Consider the following 22,627-nt stretch of genomic DNA (forward strand, 5'->3'; position numbering starts at 1 on the left):
GTTCAAGTTGAATTTAGTGTTTAAGGTACAATGGTTTAAGTTTGGTGGTTAGCGTTGTTCACCACTTAACGCGGCGTTATATGAAAAGGTCGAAATATGTACAAGTTTCCGGGAATATTACCAGAACACTCAGCTCCAGAAGTCTGGAGGCTACAACAGTTCTTACTTCAAGAAGCAGAAAGCTTATTGGGGCGAATCGAGCAAGATAAGAAAGTATATCAACCTACGTTTTCAGAAAATACTACGAGTGGTCCATGTATTATTAATAGCGTTAACTTTGATGGAGCTTGGGCTAAGTTGAGTCATAATTCTAAAGGTTATTGGCCCTGTGCTTTATATGAACTAGCGCATGAAACAATTCATTTGTTAAATCCAGTCGCTGGTTATACAAACTTTCTTGAAGAGGGTGTTGCAGTGGCATTTTCTGTCGATATGTCCAGTAAGTATACTCAGCATCCAATGTCGCCTTCAGATAAATTTTATTCTAGAGCGCATGAATTGGTACAGAAGCTACCAGATGGCATTTATGAAAGTGCAAAGAAAATAAGGGAACGTTGTGGTTCTCTTGGTAACGCTTCAGTAGATGCTCTTGCTGAACTGTTTCCAGAATTGGACGCTAAAATTATAGAAGAATTATGTTCAGAGTGTAATTTCACATAACAAGGCGTTTAAGACGGATTCACAACGCTTGGCGATTTCAGTTCAAGTTGAATTTAGTGTTTAAGGTACAATGGTTTAAGTTTGGTGGTTAGCGTTGTTCACCACTTAACGCGGCGTTATGCTTAATCAAATAAAATCAGTGGTTTATGGTTTTTCTTTGTTCCCTCAGCTTTTGGTCTTGTACTCGTCGGCAAGTTGGCTTCAGTGGCCGCTATTTTCTGGACACATATTCTTTGGCGTTGGAAGTTCAGAGAATTGCCTCAATCAGTTTTCGGGTAAGCGCGAGGTTAGGGCGGCTGGCTCAATCAGCAATTTGATCTTAGGTTTTTGAGTTTTAGCAGCCAAATTTTAAAGTCTGATTTTCAAAAATTATGAGTCATTTCAGTTTTTTAGGTTTTGCCTTTTGTTGCCTAATCCTAGCCGAGTTAATCTTGTTCCTAGTAAAACGTAACCCATTGAAGCTTAAGCATAACAAGGCGTTCAAGTGGGATTCATGCCGCGTGGCATTTTTGGTTTGCGGTGAGTTTTGGTGGTGAAGGCGGTCTGCGGAAAGTTGGTTTATGCGGCATTCACCCCTTAACGCAGCGTTATGCTTAATCAAATAAAATCATTGGGTTATGGTTTTTCTTTGTTTCCTTAGCTTTTGGGTTTTGTGCTCGTCGGCAAGTTGGCTTCAGCGGGCGCTGTTTGCTGGACATCAATTCTTTGGCGCTGAAAATTCAGAGAATTGCCTCAGTCAATTTTCAGGTAAGCGCGAGGTTAGGGCATCTGGCTCAATCAGCAATTTGAACTTAAGTTTTTGAGTTTAAGCAGCCAAATTTTAAAGTCTGATTTTCAAAATTATGAGTCATTTCGGTTTTCTATGTTTTGACTTTTGTTTGTAAATCAAAGTCGAGTTAATCTTGTTCCTGGTAAACGTAAACCATTGAAGCTTAAGCATAACAAAGCGTTAAAGTGGGATTCGTGCCGCGTGGCATTTTTGGTATGCGGTTGGCTTTGGTGGTGAAGGCGGTCTGCGGGAAGTTGGTTTAGGCGGCACTCACCCCTTAACGCGGCGTTAGGCGCTATTCACTTTAGGATTAGGGATGAACGTAGAATTTAAAGTGATCAATTTGGCGCAAGATTATGATTTTTGCGTAGCTGCTCGAAAGGATGCTTACTATTGCAGTTTCGAGACCTTTTCGGGTTTTGATGATTTCATAGCAGGTTATCGAGAACGAGTCCAAGAAAGGCAATCTGAAGCAGGTTGGTTTTACATCCATATCTGGTTGGATGGAAAATTGGTAGGGCAGTTAGAGTTTCGTTCTTTTTCATCCGAGCCAGAGACTGGTTATGTTCATTTGGTTTACTTGTTGCCTGAAGTTCGCGGTTCTGGTTTGAGCCAGCAAGTTCAGGTCTACATCGAAACAGAATTAGCACGAGCTGGTTGTGATCGTGCTGTGCTTTCCGTGAGTAGAACGAACGCAAGGGCGTTAAGGTTCTATAAGCGTAATGGTTGGGTATATTGTTGCGCTAATCCGAAGCACGCTGAAACTGATTTTTACCAATTACAGCTGCGCGCCTAACAAAGCGTTAAAGAGGGACTTGGCACGCGTGGCATTTTCAATTTGCGTCGGGTTTAGTGGTTAAGGTGTGATGCGGTCACGTTTGTAGTGCGTGCCTGCGCCCCTTAACGCGGCGTTATGTGCTTGGAGGATAAATGGATATTTCCTATGAACTTGTAACTCAGGAAGATCAGCAGTTAATTTTAGCTTTAGGCGAATCTGTTAACGAAGAGTTTGTTATTCCCTATCTGAGCTCCGACGGTCAGGAAGCTATGCGAAATGCTCGTAAAGGTGATATTGAGCAGGCTACAAATACTGACATCTACACTTCAATTAAAGCTGTTAAAAACGGTGCAATAGTCGGTTATGTTGCTTGGAGAGAAGGGAACTATATTGCACAGTTATATGTCAGTGCAAAGAATCAGAATCAAGGGATTGGCAGAGGCTTGATTAACCAAATGAAAAGACATAGTGGGGTTTCAAGCATTGAATTAAAAGCCTCAGTTAACGCAGTAGGTTTCTATAAGCGGCTAGGTTTTCAGTCCGTAGATACTGAGCAAGTTAAAAATGGTATTCGTTATGTGCCGATGGTCTTAAAGCTGTGACTACGCACATAACAAACTGTTTAAGAGTGATTCGCAACGCGTGGCATTTTTAGCATGCGTTGGTCTATGTGATTAAGGTGGTATGCGGCAGCTTCGGTATTGCGTTGCTCACACCTTAACAGGGCGTTAGGGCTTTTTATTACTTATGTGGTTAATTTATACAAGGACAATAGATGAACGCTAGAACAATACTATCCATTGGTATTCGAATTTTTGCAGTGTTTTTGATTTTGGAAGCAGTTTACACGACTTCTTCGCTTATGGCAGTTAAGGATATTGCCCGTGAAAATATGGGGTTACTGGTCGTCGCGGCAGCTTATGCCGTAATAGCTATAATTGCTTGGAGTTTTCCGTTTACCATAGCTAAAAAATTAATGCCAATTGAGGTCAACACAGAAGAAGTAACATCTATAAGCGCATTTGATCTGGCAAGGGTTGGTGTAGCGTTGATGGCTCTCAACTTAATTATTAACAGTGCATGGTCAGTGATACCAGCAATCATCTCAATATCAAGTCACTACGGTGGTGACCCAACGTCATCACTGTCGTCATTGATGATGTTGGTTGTAGGAGTATCTCTATTAGTAGGCAACAGAAAGGTTGCATACATCTTAGTCGCTAAGCAGCCCTAACAAACGCTTTAAGACGGATTCACAACGCGTGGCATTTGTGTTTTGCGGTAAATTTAGTGAATTAGGTGGTGTGCGGAAGCTCTGGTATTGCGTTGCTCACCACTTAAGCGGGCGTTAGGTGAATTTGGGGAAATAATGCAGCAAATTTTGGAAACTGAACGTTTAATTCTTAGATCATTTAAGCAGTCTGATGCTGAGCAAGTATCAGTATTAGCTGGTGATAAACGAATCGCAGAAATGACAGCAAACATACCGCATCCATACGAAGTTTCAGATGCAATTTCATGGATTGAAACACATGAAATTGGTTTTGCCAGCGGAGAGAGTATTGTTTATGCGATTGTACATAAAGAATCGTTAGAGCTTATTGGGGCCGTGAGTTTGCCAAGCTTAAAAGATGGCCAAGGTATATTAGGTTATTGGTTGGGTGTCGATTTTTGGGGGCAGGGTTATGCGACAGAAGCTTCAAAGGCGCTAATTGAGTACGCAAAAGAATCTCATGGATTGAGAGAGTTAAAGGTTATGCATCTTGTTGGTAATGCTCGTTCAAAGTCAGTTATCGATAAACTTGGCGTTACTTACATAGAAAATCAAACACTTCGTATGCAAGGTGGTGAACGCGAGGTTTGTGTTTATATTTCAGCGGTATAAATTCACCTAACAAAGCGTTAAAGAGGGATTCATGCCGCGTGGCATTTTTGGTATGCGGTATGTTTTGGTGGTGAAAGTGGTCTGCGGGAAGTTGGTTTAGGCGGCATTCACCCCTTAACGCAGCGTTATGTTTTATTGGGAAACTTTAATATGTCAGATTTAATTCAAGAGATTAAAAGCCTAAGTTCACACCAAATTATCTATTCATTGGCTTTTTCTGCAGCCATTATATCTCCGGGCTTGCTTATAATTTTTACATACAAGAGAGAGCTGTTTTTAAATCTAGATCTTATTAAGCTTCTGATGCTATCAGTTAGCCTGTCAGTTCCAATTATTGTGTGTGCAACTTTACTTGCAGTGTATGATACGGACGAACAGTCATTGGATAAAATAACTTTTTTTGGCTACTTTATTAGTTTGATTTTAGTGTATCCAACACTGTTTTCTGCTTATCTGTTATCTTTTTCATTTAAAACGTTTTCTTTTATGCTGTTAGGTTCATATCTTGGGCTCTTTTTTATGACTTGGTTTAATAAAAAATCATCAACGCTGAAAAAAACATAACAAGGCGTTCAAGAGGGATTCATGCCGCGTGGCATTTTTGGTATGCGGTGATTTTTGTGGTGAAAATGGTCTGCGGAAAGTTGGTTTAGGCGGCACTCACCCCTTAACGCAGCGTTATGTGCAGCAGGAGATTGTATGACAAAAAAGGAAGAGCTAAGTAAACTTGAATACAAAATGTTCAGCCAGGCAATGCGTGGGTTTCATGAACCAGAAGGTTCTATCGCTAGGATATTGACTATTCACCTGATAACAGAGGCAGTCTTAGAGAAAATCATAGGTTTAATATTAGATAGGCATGCTTCAGCGGTTCTGAGTGTCAGCCTTTCATATAGACAGAAATTAGAACTATGCTCTAAGTTACAATTTGAAGATGGCGAGAGGGTTCTCAATAGTTCCGTGGTTGGTTCTCTAAAAAAGCTAAATACACTACGAAATAACCTAGCGCATAAGTTGGATCATGAAGTCACCAAGGAAGAGCTACTTTCTGTGTTTTACGTCATAGAGCCCAATATTCCCGACGAAGTGTTATCATCTGATTTAGAGGTGATTGTAAAGTCATATCATGCCCATATATTCCCTTTGATGTTTGGTCGGAAAGTAAGCACATAACAAACTGTTCAAGCAGATTCGGCACGCGTGGCATTTTGGGTTTGCGGTGAGTTTTGTGATTACGGAGTAGTGCAGAGGCATTTGTATAGCGTGCCTCACTACTTAACAGGGCGTTATGCTTAATCAAATAAAATCAGTGGTTTATGGTTTTTCTTTGTTTCCTCTGCTTTTGGGTTTTGTGCGCGTCGGCAAGTTGGCTCCAGTGGGTGCTGTTTGCTGGACACTTATTCTTTGGCGCTGAAAATTCACAGAGTTGCCTCAATCAACTTTCGGGCAAGCGCGAGGTTAGGGCGGTTGGCACAATCAGAAATTTGATCTTAGGTTTTTGAGTTTTGATTACCAAATTTCAAAGTCTGATTTTCAAAACTATGAGTCATTTCGGTTTTCTACGTTTTGGCTTTTGTTTGTGAATCAAAGCCGAGTTAATCTTGTTTCCAGAAAAACGTAACCCATTGAAGCTTAAGCATAACAAGGCGTTCAAGAGGGATTCATGCCGCGTGGCATTTTTAGTATGCGGTTAGTTTTAGTGGTGAAAGTGGTCTACGGGAAGTTGGTTTGTGCGGCATTCACCCCTTAACGCAGCGTTATGTTTAATCACGTAAAATCAGTTGCTTGCATCTTTTTTGGCTTTCTAATTTTGGTCTTGTCGGCAAGTGACTTTAGTGGTCGCTGTTTTCTGGACTTCAATTCGTGGGCGCTAAAAATTCAGAGAACTGCCTCATTTAATTTCAGTGTGTTTGTAAGTTGAATGAAGCGATCCTAGTTTCAAAGTCTGAGCTCCAGTTTTGGTATCTCACGCTAAAACTCAATATCAGTAAAATCAAATTTATGAGTTAATTCAGTTTTTTAGCATCTGGTTTTGGTTTGCAGAGGTAAGTCTAGTTAAGCTATTGGTGTCGTTAAACTTAACCCTTTGAGCCTTAAACATAACAAGGCGTTCAAGAGGGATTCATGCCGCGTGGCATTTTTGGTATGCGGCGAGTTTTGGTGATGAAAGTGGTCTGCGGGAAGTTGGTTTGTGCGGCATTCACCCCTTAACGCAGCGTTAGGCGATTCGGATAAACTGAAGTGAAGAGATATAAAATTGCCAATATATAATGTCAAAATCGAAAATTTACCTGAGCAATTTCCAACTCACAATCATTCGCCTTTGTTTTGGGAAAGTTTAGGGCGAACAATCGCAACATATGGCTTTCTCGAAGAGATATTGCTTAGAGCAATTTTTGCACTGAGCGTAACAAAGGAACACAAAGAAAGTGACCTCGAATTAGTCTACGAGAAATGGGCAGGGTTGATGGAGCGTTCATTATCAGATCAATTAGGAAGTTTAATTGACTCTTTCAGTAAGCAAGCTCGAACTCATCAGTGCGTTTCGTCGGATATTGAACAGTTAGTACATGATTTACGTGAAGCCTCAAAACTAAGAAATGTTTTATGCCACGGTTCTTGGGCTGTACCGGATTCGTGCGGAAAATCGGTCCCATTTTTTGTTAATAAAAACAAAGAAATATTTGATACAGCAATAGATGTTACTTATCTCAATCAAGTCCAACAACATGTCAAAGAATTGAGTTGCTCGGTTATCAATACAGTGACTCAAAAAGGCTTTCGTTTTCCAGGTACAAATGGTCCTGGGCGAGAGGTTTGGGAATTCGCCTAACAAACTGTTCAAGAGGGATTCGCAACGCGTGGCATTTTTGCTATGCGTTGGTTTTAGCGATTAAGGTGGTATGCGGCGGCTTTGGTATTGCGTCGCTCACCCCTTAACAGGGCGTTATGTTCACAAGATGGATTGTAGATATGGATGAAAAAGTACAAATAGCTTTTGGTGTTTGGGCGGGTGTTTCACTCCTCGGTTATGTGTTGTTCTATGCGAATAAAAATACACAGTTTAAGAGGAAATATTATCCAGCATTCTCTGTCGTGACAGGCGCTTTATTTTTGTTCATTGTTAACTTGATGGGCTTCTTTAAACATCAATTCTGGATTGTAATTGTCCCCATTGTTGCGCTAATAACTTTTATGAACATACGTGGTGCTAAGTTTTGCGACAACTGTGGGAAATCAAACTTTACGCAATCGTTAAAAGATAGAAAAATCGAATGTCAAAAATGTGGGCATACTATTTGAGCAATGTGAACATAACAAGGCGTTCAAGTGGGATTCATGCCGCGTGGCATTTTGGGTTTGCAGTGAGTTTTGTGGTGAAAGTGGCCTGCGAAAGGTTGGTTTGTGCGGCATTCACCCCTTAACGCGGCGTTATGTTTAATCACGTAAAATCAGTTGGTTGCATCTTTTCTTTGCTCCCTCGGCTGGTTAGTTTCGAGTTTGTCGGCAAGTTGGCTTCAGTGGGCGCTGTTTGCCGGACATCAATTCTTTGGCGCTGGAAATTCAGAGCGTTGCCTCAATCAATTTTCGCGCAAACGCGAGGTTAAGGCTGTTGGCTCAATCAAAAATCAGCTTTCACTTACTTGTTGTCAAAGCTTGAATTGTTAAAATTCCAAGTCTGATTTTCAAAAGTTATGAGTCATTTCAGTTTTTTAGGTTTTAGCTTTTGTACGTGAGTCAAAGCCGAGTTAATCTTGGTTTTGGTAGAATGTAAGTCCTTGAAGCTTAAACATAACAAAGCGTTAAAGAGGGACTTGGCACGCGTGGCATTTTTGGTTTGCAGCTTGTTTAGTGGTTAAGGTGGTATGCAGCAATTTTTTTATTGCGTGCCTGCGCCCCTTAACGCGGCGTTAGCTGGTAGGAGGTTATATGGAAATTAATACCGACTTTGAGAAGATGAGCTTTCATGATGTATCTATCAATGATGTTTCCAGAACTGACTCCAAGATCATCATCGTTCTCAGTGGTATTTTCATCAGCAAAGAGCACCCAAGTTCCAATGGAAAAGATCTAATTGTTCAGAATGGGGTGATGACTCTATACAACGTGTCTAATGAAAAAAGCCTCACTTGGTTGAATGATGTGGCACCTGTCAGTCACAAAATTCCAGAGTACCCGATTGATGAAATCATGAATGCGAAGTTTGATGGGAGTACATTCCACTTTGATGGTTTTAAGGAAACGATGCCTTGGCATGAGTGGTTTATTCAGGCAACAAGTTTCAACTTGGTAGCTTTCGATGTTGTGGAAACAACCAGCTAACAAGCAATTTAAGAGGGATTCACAACGCTTGGCACTTTTGCTTCTACTTCAAATTTAGTGTTTATGGCACAATGCGTTAGGTTGGGTGGAGGCGTTGTTCACCCCTTAATTGGGCGTTATGTGCTTTGGGAGAAAATGGAAATGGATATTCCCGACAGATTCAAAAATGTAAGATACGTTTCATCCCGCATTCCGGGTTGCAAAGATGATTCAGACTTAACGCTTGGAGCTAACTGTCAGGTCTTTGCTTATAACCTGCTCAGAGACTTCGGTCTAAATCCACCTAACTACCGTTCTAGTGAATTGTGGGATGACTCGGAGTTTAGTGAGGTGGTCACTGAGTTTAAGCCGTTAGATATCATGATGTACAACGACTCTACTGACTCATACGGAGCACACGTTGGGGTGTATGTCGGTAATGGACTCGTCTACCACCTTTCTTTATCCAATGGCGTACCCATGTTTGAGCGCCATTTAGACTTACTTCAACAAAGTAAGTATCAGTTTTTTATTGGCGCTAAGCGTATAAAACAGTTTGGTGCATAACGTAAGTACGCACATAACAAACTGTTCAAGAGGGATTCGCAACGCGTGGCATTTTCACTATGCGTTGGTTTTAGTGATTAAGGTGGTTTGCGGCGGCTTTGGTATTGCGTTGCTCACCCCTTAACAGAGCGTTAGGCAAATAAAAGGAAAGCATATGACACTTGGGTCCTTAATTCTTCTTTCATTTCTACACATTGCAGTTTGTTTTGTTAGTCCTTTTGTGTTTTTTGTTGCCGTATTTCAATTGCGTGAATTTGAACTTTCTAAATATCACGCAGATATCTGTATGGCGTTAGGTGGAGCATATGTCATTTCGACAATTGTGAGCGTAATTATCGTTTCTAATTATTACCTCGCTGATAGTCAGGCTCCTTACTATTGGTGGTTTGCAATGCCTTGGACGTTATTGGTCACTATTATTGTGTACGTTTTGAAAGTAGCGAAGGTTAAATTTGCCTAACAAGGCGTTCAAGAGGGATTCATGCCGCGTGGCATTTTGGGTATGCAGTGAGTTTTAGTGGTGAAAATGGTCTGCGGTAAGTTGGTTTATGCGGCATTCACCCCTTAACGCGGCGTTATGTTTAATCACGTAAAATCAGTTGGTTGCATTTTTTCTTTGCTTTCTCGGTTTTCTAATTTTGGTCTCGTCGGCAAGTTGGCTTAATAGGGCGCTGTTTTCTGGACATCCATTCTTGGGCGCTAAAAACTCTGAGAATTGCCTCAGTCGATTTTCGGGTAAGCACGAGGTTAGGGCATCTGGCTCAATCGGAAATTTGAACTTAGGTTTTTGAGTTTTAGCAGCCAAATTATAAAGTCTGATTTTCAAAAATCATGAGTCATTTCAGTTTTTTAGCTTCTGGTTTTGGTGTGCAAAGGTAAGTCGAGTTAAGCTCTTGGTATCGTAAAACTTAACCCTTTGAGTCTTAAACATAACAAGGCGTTCAAGAGGGATTCATGCCGCGTGGCATTTTTGGTATGCGGTGAGTTTTAGTGGTGAAAGTGGTCTGCGGAAAGCTGGTTTATGCGGCATTCACCCCTTAACGCAGCGTTATGTTTAATCACGCAAAATCAGTTGCTTGCATCTTTTCTTGGCTTTCTAGTTTTGGCTTTGTCGGCAAGTTAACTTCAGTGGCTGCTGTTTTCTGGACTCCAATTCATTGGCGCTAAAAATTCAGAGAGTTGCCTCATTGAAATACAGTGTTTGGGTGAGGTGAGTGCAGCTTGCTCAGTTTCAAAGTTAGAGCTTCAGCTTTCGTTTCTCACGTTGTGATTCAATGCAAATTCAATCAATTCTATGAGTTAATTCAGTTTTTTAGCCTATGGTTTTGGTTTGCAAAGGTAAGTCGAGTTAAGCTCTTGGTATCGTAAAACTTAACTCTTTGAGTCTTAAACATAACAAGGCGTTTAAGTGGGATTCATGCCGCGTGGCATTTTTGGTATGCGGTTAGTTTTTGTAGTGAAGGTGGTCTGCGGAAAGCTGGTTTAGGCGGCGTTCACCCCTTAACGCAGCGTTATGCTAAATCCCCTTAAAGATAGGATATCATCATGAGTTTAGAGCAAATTACCGAGTTTTTGGGTTGGTGTACGTTGATAAATATTGTGATTCTGTCTCTTAGTACAGTTTTAGTGCTGCTACTAAAAAGTAAGATTTTGTCGTATCACAGTAAGTTGTTTGATATTTCCAAGCCTAGGCTAAATGCATTGTATTTCAGCTATCTCGGTCACTACAAAGTGATCACCTTAGCTTTCTTTTTAGTACCTTATCTCGCCTTAAAGGTGATTTCTTAGTATCACTTTGAATTTTTAGCATAACAAACAATTCAAGCAGACCCTCAACGCTCGCCGATTTTGTTTTGCGTCGGGTTTTGTGTTGCCGAGTAATGCGGAAAGTGAGCCAGGGCGTTTCGGGCTACTTAATTGGGCGTTAGTTGCTTTCAGAAATAATAGGTAAGTACATGAAAGATAGATTGGTCTCATTTGATCTTGAAACAGATCTAGTTATGTCATTGCGGTGCTTACTTGATGCTTTATCTCAAATAGAAGTAGGGCAAAACTCGTATTTTAAATGGGCAGTAATATACGGACATAATTCGGTTCAATCGGCAATGTGTTTAGCTCTAATTACTTCAGATTCACGTCTGGTACGGAAAAGAGACAGCTACCATGCTGATTATGGCGATTTAGATAATATTGAATGGCTCTATGAAAAATTGCGTAAGGAGGATTTCCTCCCTTACATGGGAAGTCAAATCATTGATAACCAGCGATTTAAAAAGGAAAGCGTCAGTCGCTTACAGACAACTCGGAACACATTTATTCATCAACATCCATCACAGTATGTCTTTACGTTTAAGGAACTAACCGAGTTACTATTTTTATCAGTTGAGCTAGTTGATTTCCTCGTTAATGAAAGTGAGCGTTTAGCTATAGACGGTCATACACAAAGTCAAATTAAGAGCTTGGTGGGTGAGTTGAGTACGCAACTAACAAACTGTTCAAGAGGGATTCCCAACGCTTGGGATTTTTGATTCCAATTTGAGTATTGTGTTTACGGTGGTAATTTTAGGTTAGGTGGTAGCGTTGCTCACCCCTTAACAGGGCGTTAGGTGAATTGCGATAATTCAACAAGATCGGGGGATAGAATGAGCGAAATTAAGAGATGTGATGTAAATGAAGAATGGGCACACTCAGGTTACGTTGTAGCTGGAGATTATGTTTTCCTTGGTTATTGTGTTGGCAATGTTGGGAAAAGTGTCGAAGAACAAGTAAACGGAGCTTTTGATGATATGGCTAGAAAGCTTGAAATGGAAAATCTAACGTTAGATAGTGTAGTGAAAATCGATGTTTTGCTCAGGGATGTATGGAATATTCCATTAGTAGAGAAAGTTATCAAAGAACGTTTTAAGAATGGCTATCCTGCGAGAAAAACGATTTCTACTGATTTTGCTCATAGAGGTGGAGAGTCATCAGGTCTTCATGTGCAAATAGATGGTGTCGCTTATATCGCAAAAAAATAAGCCATGTGCAATCCAGTTATTCACCTAACAAATTGCTTAAGAGTGATTCGCAACGCGTGGCATTTTTGGCTTGCGTTGGGTTTAGTGATTACGGCGCAATGCGGAGGCTTGGTGAAGGCGTTGCTCACACCTTAGCAAGGCGTTAGAAAGTTTAGGAAAATATGGTGTTAGAATTAAGAAAGTCGGTGATATCAGAAGCCAGGGCTTTTGTTGAAATGGAGTGTTCTCATGATACAAAAGGCTTTGTTATCCCTTATTCACTAGAAAAGCACGCAAGTCTAATAGAGAGCAATGACGTAATTTATCTGTCTTTGTACTACGAAAACGAGTTGTCAGGCTTCATAATTTTGTCGCAAGAAAGCCAAGATGTCGTTGAGTTCAGGAGAATTGTTGTTGCTTCCAAAGGAAAGGGTCTTGGTCAACTCGCAATTAAAGAGATGGAACAGTATTGTGCGGAAAACTTAAACTGTTCAAAAGTCTGGTTAGATGTATTCGAATCAAACTCAAGAGGAATATATATTTATAAAAAGCTGGGCTATACGCAATTTAAAGAAGCGTTCTATGAAGGTAAGAAATTGTTATTCATGGAAAAAACGTTCTAACAAAGCGTTTAAGGCAGATTCCCAACGCCTGGCATTTTTCATTCCATCGTCGGGTTTTGTGTTTACGGTGGCAAGGTTAGGTTTAGTGGTGGCGTTGCTCACTACTTAACGCGGCGTTATGTTTAGTCACGTAAAATCAGTTGGTTGCATCTTTTCTTTGTTCCTTCGTATTTCTAATTTTGGTCTTGTCGGCAGGTTAACTTCAGTGGTCGCTGTTTTCTGGACTCCAATTCGTGGGCGCTAAAAGTTCAGATAGTTGCCTCATTGAAATGCAGAGTGTAGGCGAGGTGAGTGAAGTGATTTTGATTTCAAAGTTAAAGTCCGGCTTTTCGGTTTCTCACGTTAAAACTCAAAGTCAGAATATTCAAAATTATGAGTTAATTCAGCTTTTTAGCGTCTGGTTTTGGTTTTCAAAGGTAAGTCGAGTTAAGCTGTTGGTATCGCAAACTTAACCCTTTGAGCCTTAAACATAACAAGGCGTTTAAGAGGGATTCATGCCGCGTGGCATTTTTGGTTTGCAGTGAGTTTTGGTGGTGAAAGTGGTTTGCAGAAAGTTGGTTTAGGCGGCATTCACCCCTTAACGCGACGTTATATGCAATGGATTGGAATGTTTATGAAAGGATTAAATGGCATCTTAAACGGTTTCACCTGGAGAATCGGTTTCTCAGTTGCAATCATTCTGAGTGGGTTGGTTTATACAAAGTTTGTTGAACCGTCGCTCGGAAATATTCTTGAAGACAAAGAAATCGACGACAAAGCAATTGAGTATTTAGCGGATTTCAAAACTGCCTATGGTTTAACATTGAAAAATGTCTTCAAAGATGGGGACGACGTGCGTTTAGCTGTCGTACAGGAAAACCTTACGGAAGACGCATTATATTCTCGTGAAGTTTTAGCATCTGCGTTTGATGTGAATGGTAATTTTATTGGTAATTGTATCGGCGAAAATGAACTTTTCATTATGCAGCCAAAGGAAACCTCTTATCTTGAGATCAAATGTGCATTTGTACCGTCGCAAGTCGAGCAAATCGATTCGTTTAAGTTAAGAATTAAGCCGATTTAGCAAGCGCCAGAAAATTGCATATAACAAGGCGTTCAAGAGGGATTCATGCCGCGTGGCATTTTTAGTATGCGGTTAGTTTTAGTGGTGAAAGTGGTTTGCAGAAAGCTGGTTTATGCGGCATTCACCCCTTAACGCAGCGTTATGTTAATGGAGTTCGTATGAGAGTAATGTTGGTGCTATCTGCAATTGCTTTTTCAGCATTAGGTGCATCTGTAGATGATGCGAAGTTGAATATCAGTGAAGGTAGATTTGAACAAGGAAAAAGTGAGTTAGAACTTTTGGCTTCAAAAGGTGATGCTGAAGCACAGTACGAGCTTGGTCGTCTATATTTTGGAAGTAGTGACATGGAGCAAGATTACTCTAAAGGTATCCCGCTTTTACGGAGTTCTGCAGGACAAGGTTATCCAGTGGCTCAAGTTGATCTTGCGGAACTGTACTTATATGGAATTGGGGTGTTACAAGATTTTAAGGCTGCATATATGTGGGCGAATATTGGCACTCATAATGGAAACAAAAGAGGTGAGGATGTTCGGAATCAAGCCGGAAAACTGCTCGCAAAAGAAGATATTAGCAAGGCTCAAGACTTATCTCGTTTTTGTTTAAAAAGTGGGTACGTAGATTGCGGTGAGTATTAACATAACAAAGCGTTCAAGAGGGATTCATGCCGCGCGGCATTTTTGGTATGCGGTTGGTTTTGGTGGTAAAAGTGGCGTGCGTAAAGTTGGTTTATGCGGCATTCACCCCTTAACGCGGCGTTAGCTAACAAGGAGATTTGAGTGTGTCGAGGAAATGTTTTCTTTGTTTCATTCTGATTCTATGGAATAACTTTTCTTATGCCGAAGTTATTTCGTATCCTAATTGTGAGCGAAGTGAAAGTTTAAAAACGCCGATTCAACTCTATTTGTCCGAAAAAGTACTGGCAACTCGAACTAAGGATGCTGTTCACCAAATACTCAACAAATGGGTTAATTATTCGAATGTTGTATTACGCAACTCATGTGTCCCAATCGAGCGTTATTTAAGTAAAGTGGAGTTTCTCGATGATATTGATGAGACTTGGTTTCAATCTTTAAGTGCAGCGAAAGTATTGCTTACTTTAAGCCTTGGCTACGAACCACCTGAATTGAATAACAGATCTATACCAAGTTTTGTTGGTGTGGTTTTTGATAGCTATAAAGCTAGTTTTGGCGGGTCTAATTGCGGATTATCAAGCGATTCGGGTAACTTTTTCTTCGCTGCTTTAGATTGCGCAGACTTTGTTATGGAACATGAAATAGGACACTTAAGCGGGGCTCATCATGATCACGAGTCAATTTTATCCTCTCACTCAACTTTAAATGCTTTTGAGCAAACGACTTATCCTCGGATAAAGTCATTTGCTTATGGTTGGCGCTGCGGTAATTACGGGACGGTAATGTCATTTGCACCCCAAAAGATCCCAGCTTACTCATCTCCAGAGTTATTTGTGGGTGACCTAGCATGTGGTGACCAACGTTTGGGTGATAATGCGCGTGTTATGAGAACATATGCGCTTAAACATATGCGAAAATTTGATTAGCTAACAAACAGTTTAAGAGGGATTCAGCACGCGTGGCATTTTTGGTATGCGGTGGCTTCGGTGTTGAAGTGCCATGCAGTAGTTTAGGTATTGCGTGCTTCACCCCTTAACTGGGCGTTATATTTTCATTCGAGGTAAGGGGTACATGGAAAGGACTCTGATTTTATTTTGTCTGCTATTTTCATCTCTTTCTTTGGCATCCAGTTCGAACAATGCTTTTGAGTTCAAAGAGTACTTGGCTACAGAAATTGAAGCTGATGAGCTTAGAAAAGTTGGCTTACATTTGGTGACTCTTTGGGAGCAACAGCACGATATTTATATCACGCAAAAAAAGTTTGTTAACTCTGAACTCGAAGAGGCAATAGATTTGATGGTTAACATAGTCAACGCAGAAAGATGCCTTACAGAAGTTCAAAAACACTATCCGTCAGAGCCGCTTTTGAAATCGAAGTATTTTAGTAGTATTGATTTAGCGTTCGAGTATCGAAAGGCAGATGGATACTTATGGAACTTGGTTAGAGAGCATCAAGATGTGGTACTTTCGCGTATTGAGAAAGAGCGCTGTAAAGATATTTTGAGTGTTAGCGAAATCGAAAATATAACAAAGCGTTAAAGAGGGATTCATGCCGCGTGGCATTTTTGGTTTGCAGTGAGTTTTGGTGGTGAGAGTGGTCTGCAGAAGGTTGGTTTAGGCGGCATTCACCCCTTAACGCAGCGTTATACGTAATGAGAGTATGAAGACATATTTATTGGTAGCAACACTGCTTCAACTGACTCTACTGAGTTTTTCGAAATATTATGGTTCTATTGCGAAAGATGTACTTAAAAGCGCAGTGGAAGCACAAGGCTCTAATCTTCTATCTTCACTTGATAAGTTTCAGTATTACAGTGACCTAGATGATTATTTAGGCTATGTTTCTGCCACAATTTGGGTGATGGTTGTAGTAGCCACAAAGTTGAAAAATGTATCAAGCACCAATATGGCAAATTTGGTTATTTGTTTACCATTGTTATTTTATATGGTTTTGATGGCTATTTAGCACAAAATTTGAGTGGTTAAATAACGAGAAGTAATGATTGGAAATTACGTATAACAAACAATTTAAGAGTGATTCAGCACGCGTGGCATTTTTGGTATGCGGTGGTTTTGGGTGTTGAAAGTGGTCTGCAGCGGCTTGGTCATTGCGTGCTTCACACCTTAATTGGGCGTTATATCACGACGGTCATCACAGGTAGAGTGTATGGATATCATGACCAAGTATGATTTTTAGACGATGGTTCAGTGTGAAAGACGTCAAAAGGGACGAATATTAGTTATTTCTATGCTAACCTTGAGGCGCTTTCGCGCTTCTTAATATGGCGCAGCAATTAAAGTAATCGCGGCAGCGCACTCAAGGTAGTGCGATAACAAATACTTCGGCTTCGATTTTTTGTCTTCTAACGCCTATCTCATTGTATTAAATCACTATTTTAGTCAAATTTAGCTGACGTTGGTCGTGACATAACAAAGCATTCAAGACAGATTCGCGCCTACGTGCATTCGTAGTTTACTTTGGGTATATCTGAAAAACGTAGTTTGCTGAGAGTACGTCACTGACGGCTCTCACTGCTTAATGCGCGCGTTATATGCTTTCAAAATCTGTGAGCAAAAGGGAGTTTAAAATGATTCTAAATCATGTCTCAGTTGGTGTTTCAAATGTGCCATCTGCGGTGGTTTTTTACGATTCAGTTCTATCTGCTTTGTCCATAAAACGGGCTCATTACATCGAGAATGTCGCGGCTGCCTACGGCGAAAACTTTGAGTTTTGGGTAGGTTACCCATGTGAAAATGCAGCCTCTTCAGGTAATGGAACTCACATTGCTTTCAATGCGCCAAACAAAGAAGCTGTTGACAAGTTTTATGCTACTGCATTAGAGCTCGGTGGCGAGTGTGCCGGTAAGCCTGGCTTGCGTCCAGAGTACGGTGAGACTTACTATGCAGCGTTTGTCCGCGATGTTGACGGTAACAAAATTGAAGCAGTCTTTATGTAGCCGAAGCTACGCATATAACAAGGCGTTCAAGAGGGATTCATGCCGCGTGGCATTTTTGGTATGCGGTGAGTTTTGGTGGTGAAAGTGGGCTGCGGAAAGTTGGTTTATGCGGCACTCACCCCTTAACGCGGCGTTATGCTTAATTACGTAAAATCAGTGGTTTATGGTTTTTCTTTGTTCCCTCAGCTTTTTAGTTTTGTGCTCGTCGGCAAGTTGGCTTTTTTGAGCGCTGTTTTTCGGACACTTATTCTTCGGCGCTAAAAACTCTGAGAATTGCCTCAATCAATTCTCGGGCAAGCGCGAGGTTAGGGCGGTTGGCTCAATCAGAAATCCATTTCTAGGTTTTCAAACTTCAAACCAGATTTGCCAAAATTCCGAGCCTGATTATCAAAACTATGATTCATTTCGGTTTTCTGTGTTTTGGCTTTTGTGTGTAAATCAAAGTCGAGTTAATCTTGGTTCTATTAAAACGTAACCCATTGAAGTTTAAGCATAACAAGGCGTTCAAGAGGGATTCATGCCGCGTGGCATTTTTGGTATGCGGTGAGTTTTGGTGGTGAAGGTGGTCTGCGGAAAGTTGGTTTAGGCGGCACTCACCCCTTAACGCAGCGTTAGTACGGGGGTGGCATCAAAGGTTAAAAGTTTCAGTGTTTATTGGTTTCGTTTCCTAGCTTTACACCTGCACGGGCATGCCTTTCACGTTCTTTCCGGTGGCACTATATGCGGAGTTTCCGCTTTGACTTCAGCGTTTACGGTTTCTAATTTTTTGGCTATTTCGTGGGCGCGGCTTCTTTTGTGTTGTTGGCTTTTTAGCCTTCAATTCTGTACGTTGGTGTGGTTGTAAAAGTTTGGTGACCGAATCCTTTGCTAATTTGAAACTGGTCAAAATGGGGTAGTTTGGCGCGTTTTTCTTCTAGCCAATTTGCGGTTTGAAGTTGAGTTCTAGTTTGGCCGTTGTCCCTATAGTTTCAGCGTTTTAAGCCAACAGTTTCGTGCTATATTTCAATATGTTGGTGCATACCAGAAGGTTCAGGAACAGCGTACTAACAAACAATTTAAGAGTGATTCGGCACGCGTGGCATTTTTGGTTTGCGTTGGTTTTAGTGGTTAAGGTGGTATGCGGCAGCATCGGTATTGCGTGCCTCACACCTTAATTGGGCGTTATATTTATTTGAGGCTTCCATGAGAATTGAACATTTTTATAAAGTGGATAATGCTAGAATCATAGCCGACCTTTCTGATGATAATAAGCACAGGGTATCTCTAACAATCCCTCTTTTAGATAGATCTACAAATAAAACCCTATGTATTATTGGACAAAACCCGAGTAAAGCTAATCAGCTTTGTGCAGATAAAACCCTGCATTTTCTAGAGCGATTTGTTTATGAACGAATGCCACAGTACTCGAAGATTGTAATGCTCAACTTATATACAAGGTTTGATACTGCAAAAGAATTTAAGGTCGATCTACTACGCTTGGATTCTGAGCGAAAGGTTCGGCGAATTTTAAAGGAAAATACAGACTTTCTGCTTGTCTTTGGTAAGCTAAAAAATCAAGGTGGGTACAAATTCCCTAAAAAATTTTCTCACTTTAAACATCACTTAATGGGTAAAAATAACTACATCATAGGTGTTGACGGTATAAACGATTACGCACCACATCCAGGAAATAAAGATATTTACTACGGTAACTATACTTACTCACCAAGACGAGTAAATGTAGAGGAACTTTAAATATAACAAACAATTTAAGAGTGATTCAGCACGCTTGGCATTCTTGATTTGGGTTGAGTTGAGAGTTTACGGTGGTCAAATTGAGAGTCGTGGTCGCGTGCTTCACACCTTAATTGGGCGTTATGTAACAAGGAGAGTTTGGCTAAATGGAAGTAATATCTGAAAGGCTACGGATGAAGCCATTATCGGGAAATGACTTGTCTTTATTTCTACAACTCCATACAAACCCAAGTGTCATTTCGCTCTGTTTCGATGAACTGCCAAAGTTAGAAATTGAGAGTAAATTTAAATCTCGATTAGCACCTTGGTTTGTAGATTCGGAGCATTGGTTATGTTTAGTTGTTGTCGAGTCCACAACGAATAAAGCAGTAGGTATAACAGGTTTTTGTGTTAACGATTCTGTTGCTGAAGTTGGGTTTATGTTTTTACCCGAATATCATGGGCTCGGGTATGGTACAGAGTCACTGCAAGCCCTCATAAATTATTCAATGTCAGAGTTCGGCATCGATAAATACAGTGCAGTTGTCACCGAGGGCAACATTGGTTCCGAAAAGGTACTTACAAAAGTGGGTTTTGTGCTCGATAGGATAGTGCCTCAAGCTTATGAAATTGGTGGTCATTTGTACGCAGACCATGTCTACAAATATGTGTAAAATTGTTACATAACAAGGCGTTCAAGAGGGATTCATGCCGCGTGGCATTTTTGGTTTGCAGTGAGTTTTAGTGGTGAAAGTGGTCTGCGGAAGGTTGGCTTAGGCGGCATTCACCCCTTAACGCAGCGTTATACCACTACTGTTCAAAAAGCTTGCGTTTATATAAAATTTTATATATCCTTTACCTCAAAGTAAGAGAGGTAAAGAACATGACAAGCATTTCATTCGACACAATGATCGCCGAGAATTTCTCGCCTTTTGAAATTGTAGAAATGGACGTAAAAGGCAAACTTTTTACAATCATCAACTCTAAAATCCACCAGAAAGGCTGGAGCCAAAAAGAAGCCGCTGTGGCTCTTGAAATCACTCAGCCAAGGATTAGTAATCTTAAAAACCTTCATCACGATAAATTTTCAATCGAGGCTTTAATGAAGCTTGCAGATAAATTGGGTTGTGAAATTGAGGTTAGTACAAAGTCTGGGTTGACTATCGCAATTTCAGAATAAGCAAAAAAGAGGGAGCGTGCTCCCTCTTAAAATTAATGGATCCCTTGAGCTGATTTGAAATCTTTAAACCGTTGTTCAACGGTAGCTTTGATTTTGGGATCTTGACCATTTCTGGATTTAGTGGCAAAAGCCAAAACTTCGATGTGACCATCGACCAATGTTGTGTAGAACATACGACCCGCAGGACGACCTTTAACTTTGACCTCTACAACCGAAGTATGAACTGATTTGAACTTTTCGGTATCGAGGCTCGAATACTCACCTTTTTTAAGAGTTTCTTCAACATAAGTTCTGAAGGCTTTCTGGGCATCTTTTGGAAGCTTTGCGAACTCACGAGTCGCAGGTTTTGAAACACAAACATTAATTTTTGACATAAATTCTCCTTTATAGAATTAGTTTTTTGCCATAGGCACTCCTATGACGTGATTTGAAAGTTACAAAAAATTGCATAAGCTATTTCCTGTTTGTTAATGTGCAAAGTGCACGTTTAGGCATTAAGCCATCTGTTGCCTATTTAGGCGCGGTGAATATAAACTATTTAAGTAAAGAATTCATCTACTTAATGGGTAAAAGTGGTATAACAAACTGTTTAAGAGGGATTCGCAACGCGTGGCATTTTTACTATGCGTTGGTTTAAGTGATTAAGGGGTATGCGGCGGCTTTTGTATTGCGTTGCTCACCCCTTAACAGGGCGTTATGCGTTCACGAGAATTGCTGACTTTTTCATTAGTTCAAATTGACAAGTAATAGTAAACTAGGTGTATATTTTCGTAAGGTTTCTAAATATGAATCTAGCTACTTATATTGATTTAATTACAACCCAAAAAGAGTTTTCCTTGAGTGCCGAACAGTGTCAATTGCTGAACGCTGATTTAGCCACTAAAACAATTACAGATATACCACCTTCTATTGCGAATGATCTTGAAGAGTACCTTTCAAAAGCTTTAGCGTACGGTAGTGTCGAAGCTGGCATTGCCTCTCAATTGGATGAACTACTTGAACAGTTGAGAGAACACGCATAACAAACTGTTTAAGAGTGATTCGCAACGCGTGGCATTTTTGCTATGCGTTTAAGGCAGTATGCGGCGGCATTGGTATTGCGTTGCTCACACCTTAACAGGGCGTTATGTTACTGCACTTTACGAGTAATTGAATGAATATAAAGTTGTTAGTTGGCGGTTGTTTACTCGGTGTAACCGCTCTATTTTTTGTCGGTAAACGAGGTGGTGAGGAGTTATCGCTCCCCGTGTGTGATTCCGTCCCTAAAATTGATACGCCAGTGCATTTTTTCACAGATGACTCCATTAGTGAGGCACGAATTGAAGAGTTTATTGACTATTCAAACCTTGTTCTAGAGAACTCTTGCATTCCAATTAGAAGGACCCTTTCAGGAATCACCAAACTTGATTTGACCAGTTTTAAAAGTCAAGACAGTGGTAAGTTACATCAACAGTTACTCCTAAATGTTGGTAACTCGATTCTTGCGCCAATGCAAAAAGTTGGAAGTTATTATGTTCTAGTTCTTCCTAAAGACTTTCCTTTTGCAAAAGACAGTGCAGGAACTGCTCATGTAAATTTTAGTCGCAGTTTTTTGGTTCTATCTTCTGATGCAGAACTTCATGTGCTAGAGCATGAGTTGGGGCATCTGGCTTGGGCATGGCACGACAACACAGCAATACATTGGTTAAAAGGGCAGCTTCTAAAAGAGCATCACAAGCAAATTAAGCCATATGCATTTGGGGCATTGTGTCATGAAGCGGGGACGGTAATGACTTATGCAGAGAAGCAGTTGCCAGCCTATTCATCACCAGATATCAAATATTATGGACAGGCTTGTGGCAATGCCGAAACTGCTGATAATGCACGTCATATGCGAGAGTTTGCGCTATCACTGGTAGCTCCGTAACATAACAAGGCGTTCAAGCGGGATTCATGCCGCGTGGCATTTTTTGTTTGCAGTGAATTTTGGTGGTGAAAGTGGTCTGCGAAAGGTTGGTTTGTGCGGCATTCACCCCTTAACGCAGCGTTATATGCTTCAAAGATTCAATGGGTTAGGTGTGATATGAAAATAATTGGGTTTCTTTTAGTAGCTGCACTAACCGTAAATCTTTGTATCTCATCCTTTTCTATCTTCCAGCTATATCGTTATTTAGAGCTACAAGATAGCAATTGGCAGAAGGGTGTTCATTTCTATACTGAAGCAAGAAATAACACCCAGATTTCGGTCCAAGAGCGCACTGCGGTAACTAAACTTATTGCTAAAGAATTGTTTATATTGGGGTATGACGGCGCCTACTATGTGGACATAAATGGTAAGGAAAAGTTGTTTAAGCCAACTGAAGGTCATCGAGAGGCAAGGAAGCTAAGTTTTCAATCGAGGCAAACCTCGATAGCATATATACACGAGCAACTTTGGCTAAATGCACTTTATGTCACGTTACTTCTAGTTATCGCAATCATCAAAAGTAAATTTCAAAAACGCATATAACAAGGCGTTTAAGG

At 40.6% G+C, this 22,627-nt stretch carries 31 protein-coding genes; 30 read left to right on the plus strand and 1 reads right to left on the minus strand.

Translation table 11 applies throughout. The annotated features are described in order from the left end of the window. Positions 1-96 precede the first annotated feature (96 nt). From VV1_RS11765 to VV1_RS11885, 27 genes are all read left to right on the plus strand, one after another. Positions 97-660, plus strand: a complete 564-nt coding sequence (locus VV1_RS11765) for a hypothetical protein (RefSeq protein ID WP_011080336.1) — start codon at positions 97-99, stop codon at positions 658-660. A 617-nt stretch (positions 661-1,277) separates the two neighbouring features. Then, positions 1,278-1,463: a hypothetical protein gene (locus VV1_RS25185; protein WP_011080338.1), complete on the plus strand. Its 186-nt coding sequence runs from the start codon at positions 1,278-1,280 to the stop codon at positions 1,461-1,463. Between the two features lie 282 nt (positions 1,464-1,745). Further along, complete coding sequence (locus VV1_RS11770) at positions 1,746-2,225, plus strand: GNAT family N-acetyltransferase (protein WP_011080339.1); 480 nt, start codon at positions 1,746-1,748, stop codon at positions 2,223-2,225. Between the two features lie 134 nt (positions 2,226-2,359). Beyond that, on the plus strand, positions 2,360-2,809 hold the full coding sequence (locus VV1_RS11775; protein WP_011080340.1) for a GNAT family N-acetyltransferase: 450 nt from the start codon (positions 2,360-2,362) through the stop codon (positions 2,807-2,809). 173 nt (positions 2,810-2,982) lie between these two features. Beyond that, the gene (locus VV1_RS11780; protein WP_043921013.1) at positions 2,983-3,441 is read left to right on the plus strand and encodes a hypothetical protein; all 459 of its coding nucleotides are present in this window, start codon (positions 2,983-2,985) and stop codon (positions 3,439-3,441) included. Positions 3,442-3,576: 135 nt separating this feature from the next. Continuing rightward, entirely contained in the window at positions 3,577-4,092 is a 516-nt protein-coding gene (locus tag VV1_RS11785; RefSeq protein ID WP_011080342.1) for a GNAT family N-acetyltransferase, read from the plus strand. Between the two features lie 150 nt (positions 4,093-4,242). Beyond that, positions 4,243-4,656 carry a hypothetical protein gene (locus tag VV1_RS11790; RefSeq protein ID WP_043921014.1) on the plus strand — a complete coding sequence of 138 codons (414 nt, stop codon included), beginning with the start codon at positions 4,243-4,245 and terminating at the stop codon, positions 4,654-4,656. Positions 4,657-4,791: 135 nt separating this feature from the next. Then, on the plus strand, positions 4,792-5,265 hold the full coding sequence (locus tag VV1_RS24845; protein ID WP_011080343.1) for a hypothetical protein: 474 nt from the start codon (positions 4,792-4,794) through the stop codon (positions 5,263-5,265). A gap of 143 nt (positions 5,266-5,408) precedes the next feature. Next, positions 5,409-5,594, plus strand: coding sequence for a hypothetical protein (locus VV1_RS25190; protein ID WP_011080344.1), 186 nt, complete (start codon positions 5,409-5,411; stop codon positions 5,592-5,594). Positions 5,595-6,349: 755 nt separating this feature from the next. Beyond that, positions 6,350-6,925 (plus strand): hypothetical protein, encoded by a 576-nt coding sequence (locus tag VV1_RS11800; protein WP_011080345.1) that lies wholly within the window; start codon positions 6,350-6,352, stop codon positions 6,923-6,925. 140 nt (positions 6,926-7,065) lie between these two features. Continuing rightward, complete coding sequence (locus VV1_RS11805; RefSeq protein ID WP_011150407.1) at positions 7,066-7,395, plus strand: hypothetical protein; 330 nt, start codon at positions 7,066-7,068, stop codon at positions 7,393-7,395. Positions 7,396-8,022: 627 nt separating this feature from the next. Next, complete coding sequence (locus VV1_RS11810) at positions 8,023-8,415, plus strand: hypothetical protein (RefSeq protein ID WP_011080347.1); 393 nt, start codon at positions 8,023-8,025, stop codon at positions 8,413-8,415. A 63-nt stretch (positions 8,416-8,478) separates the two neighbouring features. After that, a complete protein-coding gene (locus tag VV1_RS11815) occupies positions 8,479-8,961 on the plus strand; it encodes a hydrolase (RefSeq protein ID WP_011080348.1) in 483 nt (160 codons plus the stop codon). A 154-nt stretch (positions 8,962-9,115) separates the two neighbouring features. Further along, the gene (locus VV1_RS11820; protein WP_043921015.1) at positions 9,116-9,421 is read left to right on the plus strand and encodes a hypothetical protein; all 306 of its coding nucleotides are present in this window, start codon (positions 9,116-9,118) and stop codon (positions 9,419-9,421) included. A gap of 1,085 nt (positions 9,422-10,506) precedes the next feature. Next, positions 10,507-10,749 carry a DUF6868 family protein gene (locus VV1_RS11825; protein WP_011080349.1) on the plus strand — a complete coding sequence of 81 codons (243 nt, stop codon included), beginning with the start codon at positions 10,507-10,509 and terminating at the stop codon, positions 10,747-10,749. A gap of 167 nt (positions 10,750-10,916) precedes the next feature. Further along, on the plus strand, positions 10,917-11,489 hold the full coding sequence (locus VV1_RS11830) for a hypothetical protein (RefSeq protein ID WP_011080350.1): 573 nt from the start codon (positions 10,917-10,919) through the stop codon (positions 11,487-11,489). 114 nt (positions 11,490-11,603) lie between these two features. After that, entirely contained in the window at positions 11,604-11,978 is a 375-nt protein-coding gene (locus VV1_RS11835; protein ID WP_011080351.1) for a RidA family protein, read from the plus strand. A gap of 161 nt (positions 11,979-12,139) precedes the next feature. Continuing rightward, on the plus strand, positions 12,140-12,580 hold the full coding sequence (locus VV1_RS11840) for a GNAT family N-acetyltransferase (RefSeq protein ID WP_011080352.1): 441 nt from the start codon (positions 12,140-12,142) through the stop codon (positions 12,578-12,580). A gap of 520 nt (positions 12,581-13,100) precedes the next feature. After that, positions 13,101-13,643, plus strand: coding sequence for a cation-transporting ATPase (locus VV1_RS11845; RefSeq protein WP_011080353.1), 543 nt, complete (start codon positions 13,101-13,103; stop codon positions 13,641-13,643). Positions 13,644-13,801: 158 nt separating this feature from the next. Next, positions 13,802-14,278, plus strand: coding sequence for a tetratricopeptide repeat protein (locus VV1_RS25200; RefSeq protein ID WP_052298471.1), 477 nt, complete (start codon positions 13,802-13,804; stop codon positions 14,276-14,278). A 143-nt stretch (positions 14,279-14,421) separates the two neighbouring features. Continuing rightward, positions 14,422-15,201 (plus strand): zinc metalloprotease, encoded by a 780-nt coding sequence (locus tag VV1_RS11855; protein ID WP_052298472.1) that lies wholly within the window; start codon positions 14,422-14,424, stop codon positions 15,199-15,201. A 145-nt stretch (positions 15,202-15,346) separates the two neighbouring features. After that, the gene (locus VV1_RS11860; RefSeq protein WP_011150372.1) at positions 15,347-15,814 is read left to right on the plus strand and encodes a hypothetical protein; all 468 of its coding nucleotides are present in this window, start codon (positions 15,347-15,349) and stop codon (positions 15,812-15,814) included. A gap of 121 nt (positions 15,815-15,935) precedes the next feature. Beyond that, positions 15,936-16,241 (plus strand): hypothetical protein, encoded by a 306-nt coding sequence (locus VV1_RS11865; protein ID WP_043921016.1) that lies wholly within the window; start codon positions 15,936-15,938, stop codon positions 16,239-16,241. A gap of 622 nt (positions 16,242-16,863) precedes the next feature. Next, positions 16,864-17,232 carry a VOC family protein gene (locus VV1_RS11870; protein ID WP_011080356.1) on the plus strand — a complete coding sequence of 123 codons (369 nt, stop codon included), beginning with the start codon at positions 16,864-16,866 and terminating at the stop codon, positions 17,230-17,232. Positions 17,233-18,414: 1,182 nt separating this feature from the next. Next, entirely contained in the window at positions 18,415-18,966 is a 552-nt protein-coding gene (locus VV1_RS11875) for a DUF1643 domain-containing protein (protein WP_043921017.1), read from the plus strand. A 146-nt stretch (positions 18,967-19,112) separates the two neighbouring features. Beyond that, entirely contained in the window at positions 19,113-19,619 is a 507-nt protein-coding gene (locus tag VV1_RS11880; protein ID WP_043921018.1) for a GNAT family N-acetyltransferase, read from the plus strand. A 209-nt stretch (positions 19,620-19,828) separates the two neighbouring features. After that, a complete protein-coding gene (locus VV1_RS11885; RefSeq protein WP_000200838.1) occupies positions 19,829-20,125 on the plus strand; it encodes a helix-turn-helix domain-containing protein in 297 nt (98 codons plus the stop codon). 32 nt (positions 20,126-20,157) lie between these two features. Here VV1_RS11885 and VV1_RS11890 read toward each other — a convergent pair whose 3' ends face one another. Further along, a complete protein-coding gene (locus VV1_RS11890) occupies positions 20,158-20,499 on the minus strand; it encodes a type II toxin-antitoxin system RelE/ParE family toxin (RefSeq protein WP_000036154.1) in 342 nt (113 codons plus the stop codon). A 411-nt stretch (positions 20,500-20,910) separates the two neighbouring features. Here VV1_RS11890 and VV1_RS11895 point away from each other — a divergent pair, with 411 nt between their 5' ends. The 3 genes from VV1_RS11895 to VV1_RS11905 all read left to right on the plus strand — a co-directional run bounded on the left by VV1_RS11895 (position 20,911) and on the right by VV1_RS11905 (position 22,613). Then, positions 20,911-21,147 (plus strand): hypothetical protein, encoded by a 237-nt coding sequence (locus tag VV1_RS11895; RefSeq protein WP_011080359.1) that lies wholly within the window; start codon positions 20,911-20,913, stop codon positions 21,145-21,147. A 131-nt stretch (positions 21,148-21,278) separates the two neighbouring features. Continuing rightward, positions 21,279-22,031: a hypothetical protein gene (locus VV1_RS24645; protein ID WP_011080360.1), complete on the plus strand. Its 753-nt coding sequence runs from the start codon at positions 21,279-21,281 to the stop codon at positions 22,029-22,031. A gap of 156 nt (positions 22,032-22,187) precedes the next feature. Then, complete coding sequence (locus VV1_RS11905; protein ID WP_011080361.1) at positions 22,188-22,613, plus strand: hypothetical protein; 426 nt, start codon at positions 22,188-22,190, stop codon at positions 22,611-22,613. The last annotated feature ends 14 nt before the right edge of the window (positions 22,614-22,627 follow it).

This window comes from Vibrio vulnificus CMCP6 (assembly GCF_000039765.1).
GTDB classification, from domain to species: Bacteria; Pseudomonadota; Gammaproteobacteria; order Enterobacterales; family Vibrionaceae; genus Vibrio; species Vibrio vulnificus_B.

Excerpts from the sequence above, each read along its gene's own strand:
- VV1_RS11765 (WP_011080336.1), top strand. The coding sequence starts at position 97 with ATGTACAAGTTTCCGGGAATATTACCAGAACACTCAGCTCCAGAAGTC.
- VV1_RS25185 (WP_011080338.1), top strand. The coding sequence starts at position 1,278 with ATGGTTTTTCTTTGTTTCCTTAGCTTTTGGGTTTTGTGCTCGTCGGCA.
- VV1_RS11770 (WP_011080339.1), top strand. The coding sequence starts at position 1,746 with ATGAACGTAGAATTTAAAGTGATCAATTTGGCGCAAGATTATGATTTT.
- VV1_RS11775 (WP_011080340.1), top strand. The coding sequence starts at position 2,360 with ATGGATATTTCCTATGAACTTGTAACTCAGGAAGATCAGCAGTTAATT.
- VV1_RS11780 (WP_043921013.1), top strand. The coding sequence starts at position 2,983 with ATGAACGCTAGAACAATACTATCCATTGGTATTCGAATTTTTGCAGTG.
- VV1_RS11785 (WP_011080342.1), top strand. The coding sequence starts at position 3,577 with ATGCAGCAAATTTTGGAAACTGAACGTTTAATTCTTAGATCATTTAAG.
- VV1_RS11790 (WP_043921014.1), top strand. The coding sequence starts at position 4,243 with ATGTCAGATTTAATTCAAGAGATTAAAAGCCTAAGTTCACACCAAATT.
- VV1_RS24845 (WP_011080343.1), top strand. The coding sequence starts at position 4,792 with ATGACAAAAAAGGAAGAGCTAAGTAAACTTGAATACAAAATGTTCAGC.
- VV1_RS25190 (WP_011080344.1), top strand. The coding sequence starts at position 5,409 with ATGGTTTTTCTTTGTTTCCTCTGCTTTTGGGTTTTGTGCGCGTCGGCA.
- VV1_RS11805 (WP_011150407.1), top strand. The coding sequence starts at position 7,066 with ATGGATGAAAAAGTACAAATAGCTTTTGGTGTTTGGGCGGGTGTTTCA.
- VV1_RS11810 (WP_011080347.1), top strand. The coding sequence starts at position 8,023 with ATGGAAATTAATACCGACTTTGAGAAGATGAGCTTTCATGATGTATCT.
- VV1_RS11815 (WP_011080348.1), top strand. The coding sequence starts at position 8,479 with ATGGCACAATGCGTTAGGTTGGGTGGAGGCGTTGTTCACCCCTTAATT.
- VV1_RS11820 (WP_043921015.1), top strand. The coding sequence starts at position 9,116 with ATGACACTTGGGTCCTTAATTCTTCTTTCATTTCTACACATTGCAGTT.
- VV1_RS11825 (WP_011080349.1), top strand. The coding sequence starts at position 10,507 with ATGAGTTTAGAGCAAATTACCGAGTTTTTGGGTTGGTGTACGTTGATA.
- VV1_RS11830 (WP_011080350.1), top strand. The coding sequence starts at position 10,917 with ATGAAAGATAGATTGGTCTCATTTGATCTTGAAACAGATCTAGTTATG.
- VV1_RS11835 (WP_011080351.1), top strand. The coding sequence starts at position 11,604 with ATGAGCGAAATTAAGAGATGTGATGTAAATGAAGAATGGGCACACTCA.
- VV1_RS11840 (WP_011080352.1), top strand. The coding sequence starts at position 12,140 with ATGGTGTTAGAATTAAGAAAGTCGGTGATATCAGAAGCCAGGGCTTTT.
- VV1_RS25200 (WP_052298471.1), top strand. The coding sequence starts at position 13,802 with ATGAGAGTAATGTTGGTGCTATCTGCAATTGCTTTTTCAGCATTAGGT.
- VV1_RS11860 (WP_011150372.1), top strand. The coding sequence starts at position 15,347 with ATGGAAAGGACTCTGATTTTATTTTGTCTGCTATTTTCATCTCTTTCT.
- VV1_RS11865 (WP_043921016.1), top strand. The coding sequence starts at position 15,936 with ATGAAGACATATTTATTGGTAGCAACACTGCTTCAACTGACTCTACTG.
- VV1_RS11870 (WP_011080356.1), top strand. The coding sequence starts at position 16,864 with ATGATTCTAAATCATGTCTCAGTTGGTGTTTCAAATGTGCCATCTGCG.
- VV1_RS11875 (WP_043921017.1), top strand. The coding sequence starts at position 18,415 with ATGAGAATTGAACATTTTTATAAAGTGGATAATGCTAGAATCATAGCC.
- VV1_RS11880 (WP_043921018.1), top strand. The coding sequence starts at position 19,113 with ATGGAAGTAATATCTGAAAGGCTACGGATGAAGCCATTATCGGGAAAT.
- VV1_RS11885 (WP_000200838.1), top strand. The coding sequence starts at position 19,829 with ATGACAAGCATTTCATTCGACACAATGATCGCCGAGAATTTCTCGCCT.
- VV1_RS11890 (WP_000036154.1), bottom strand. The coding sequence starts at position 20,499 with ATGTCAAAAATTAATGTTTGTGTTTCAAAACCTGCGACTCGTGAGTTC.
- VV1_RS11895 (WP_011080359.1), top strand. The coding sequence starts at position 20,911 with ATGAATCTAGCTACTTATATTGATTTAATTACAACCCAAAAAGAGTTT.
- VV1_RS24645 (WP_011080360.1), top strand. The coding sequence starts at position 21,279 with ATGAATATAAAGTTGTTAGTTGGCGGTTGTTTACTCGGTGTAACCGCT.
- VV1_RS11905 (WP_011080361.1), top strand. The coding sequence starts at position 22,188 with ATGAAAATAATTGGGTTTCTTTTAGTAGCTGCACTAACCGTAAATCTT.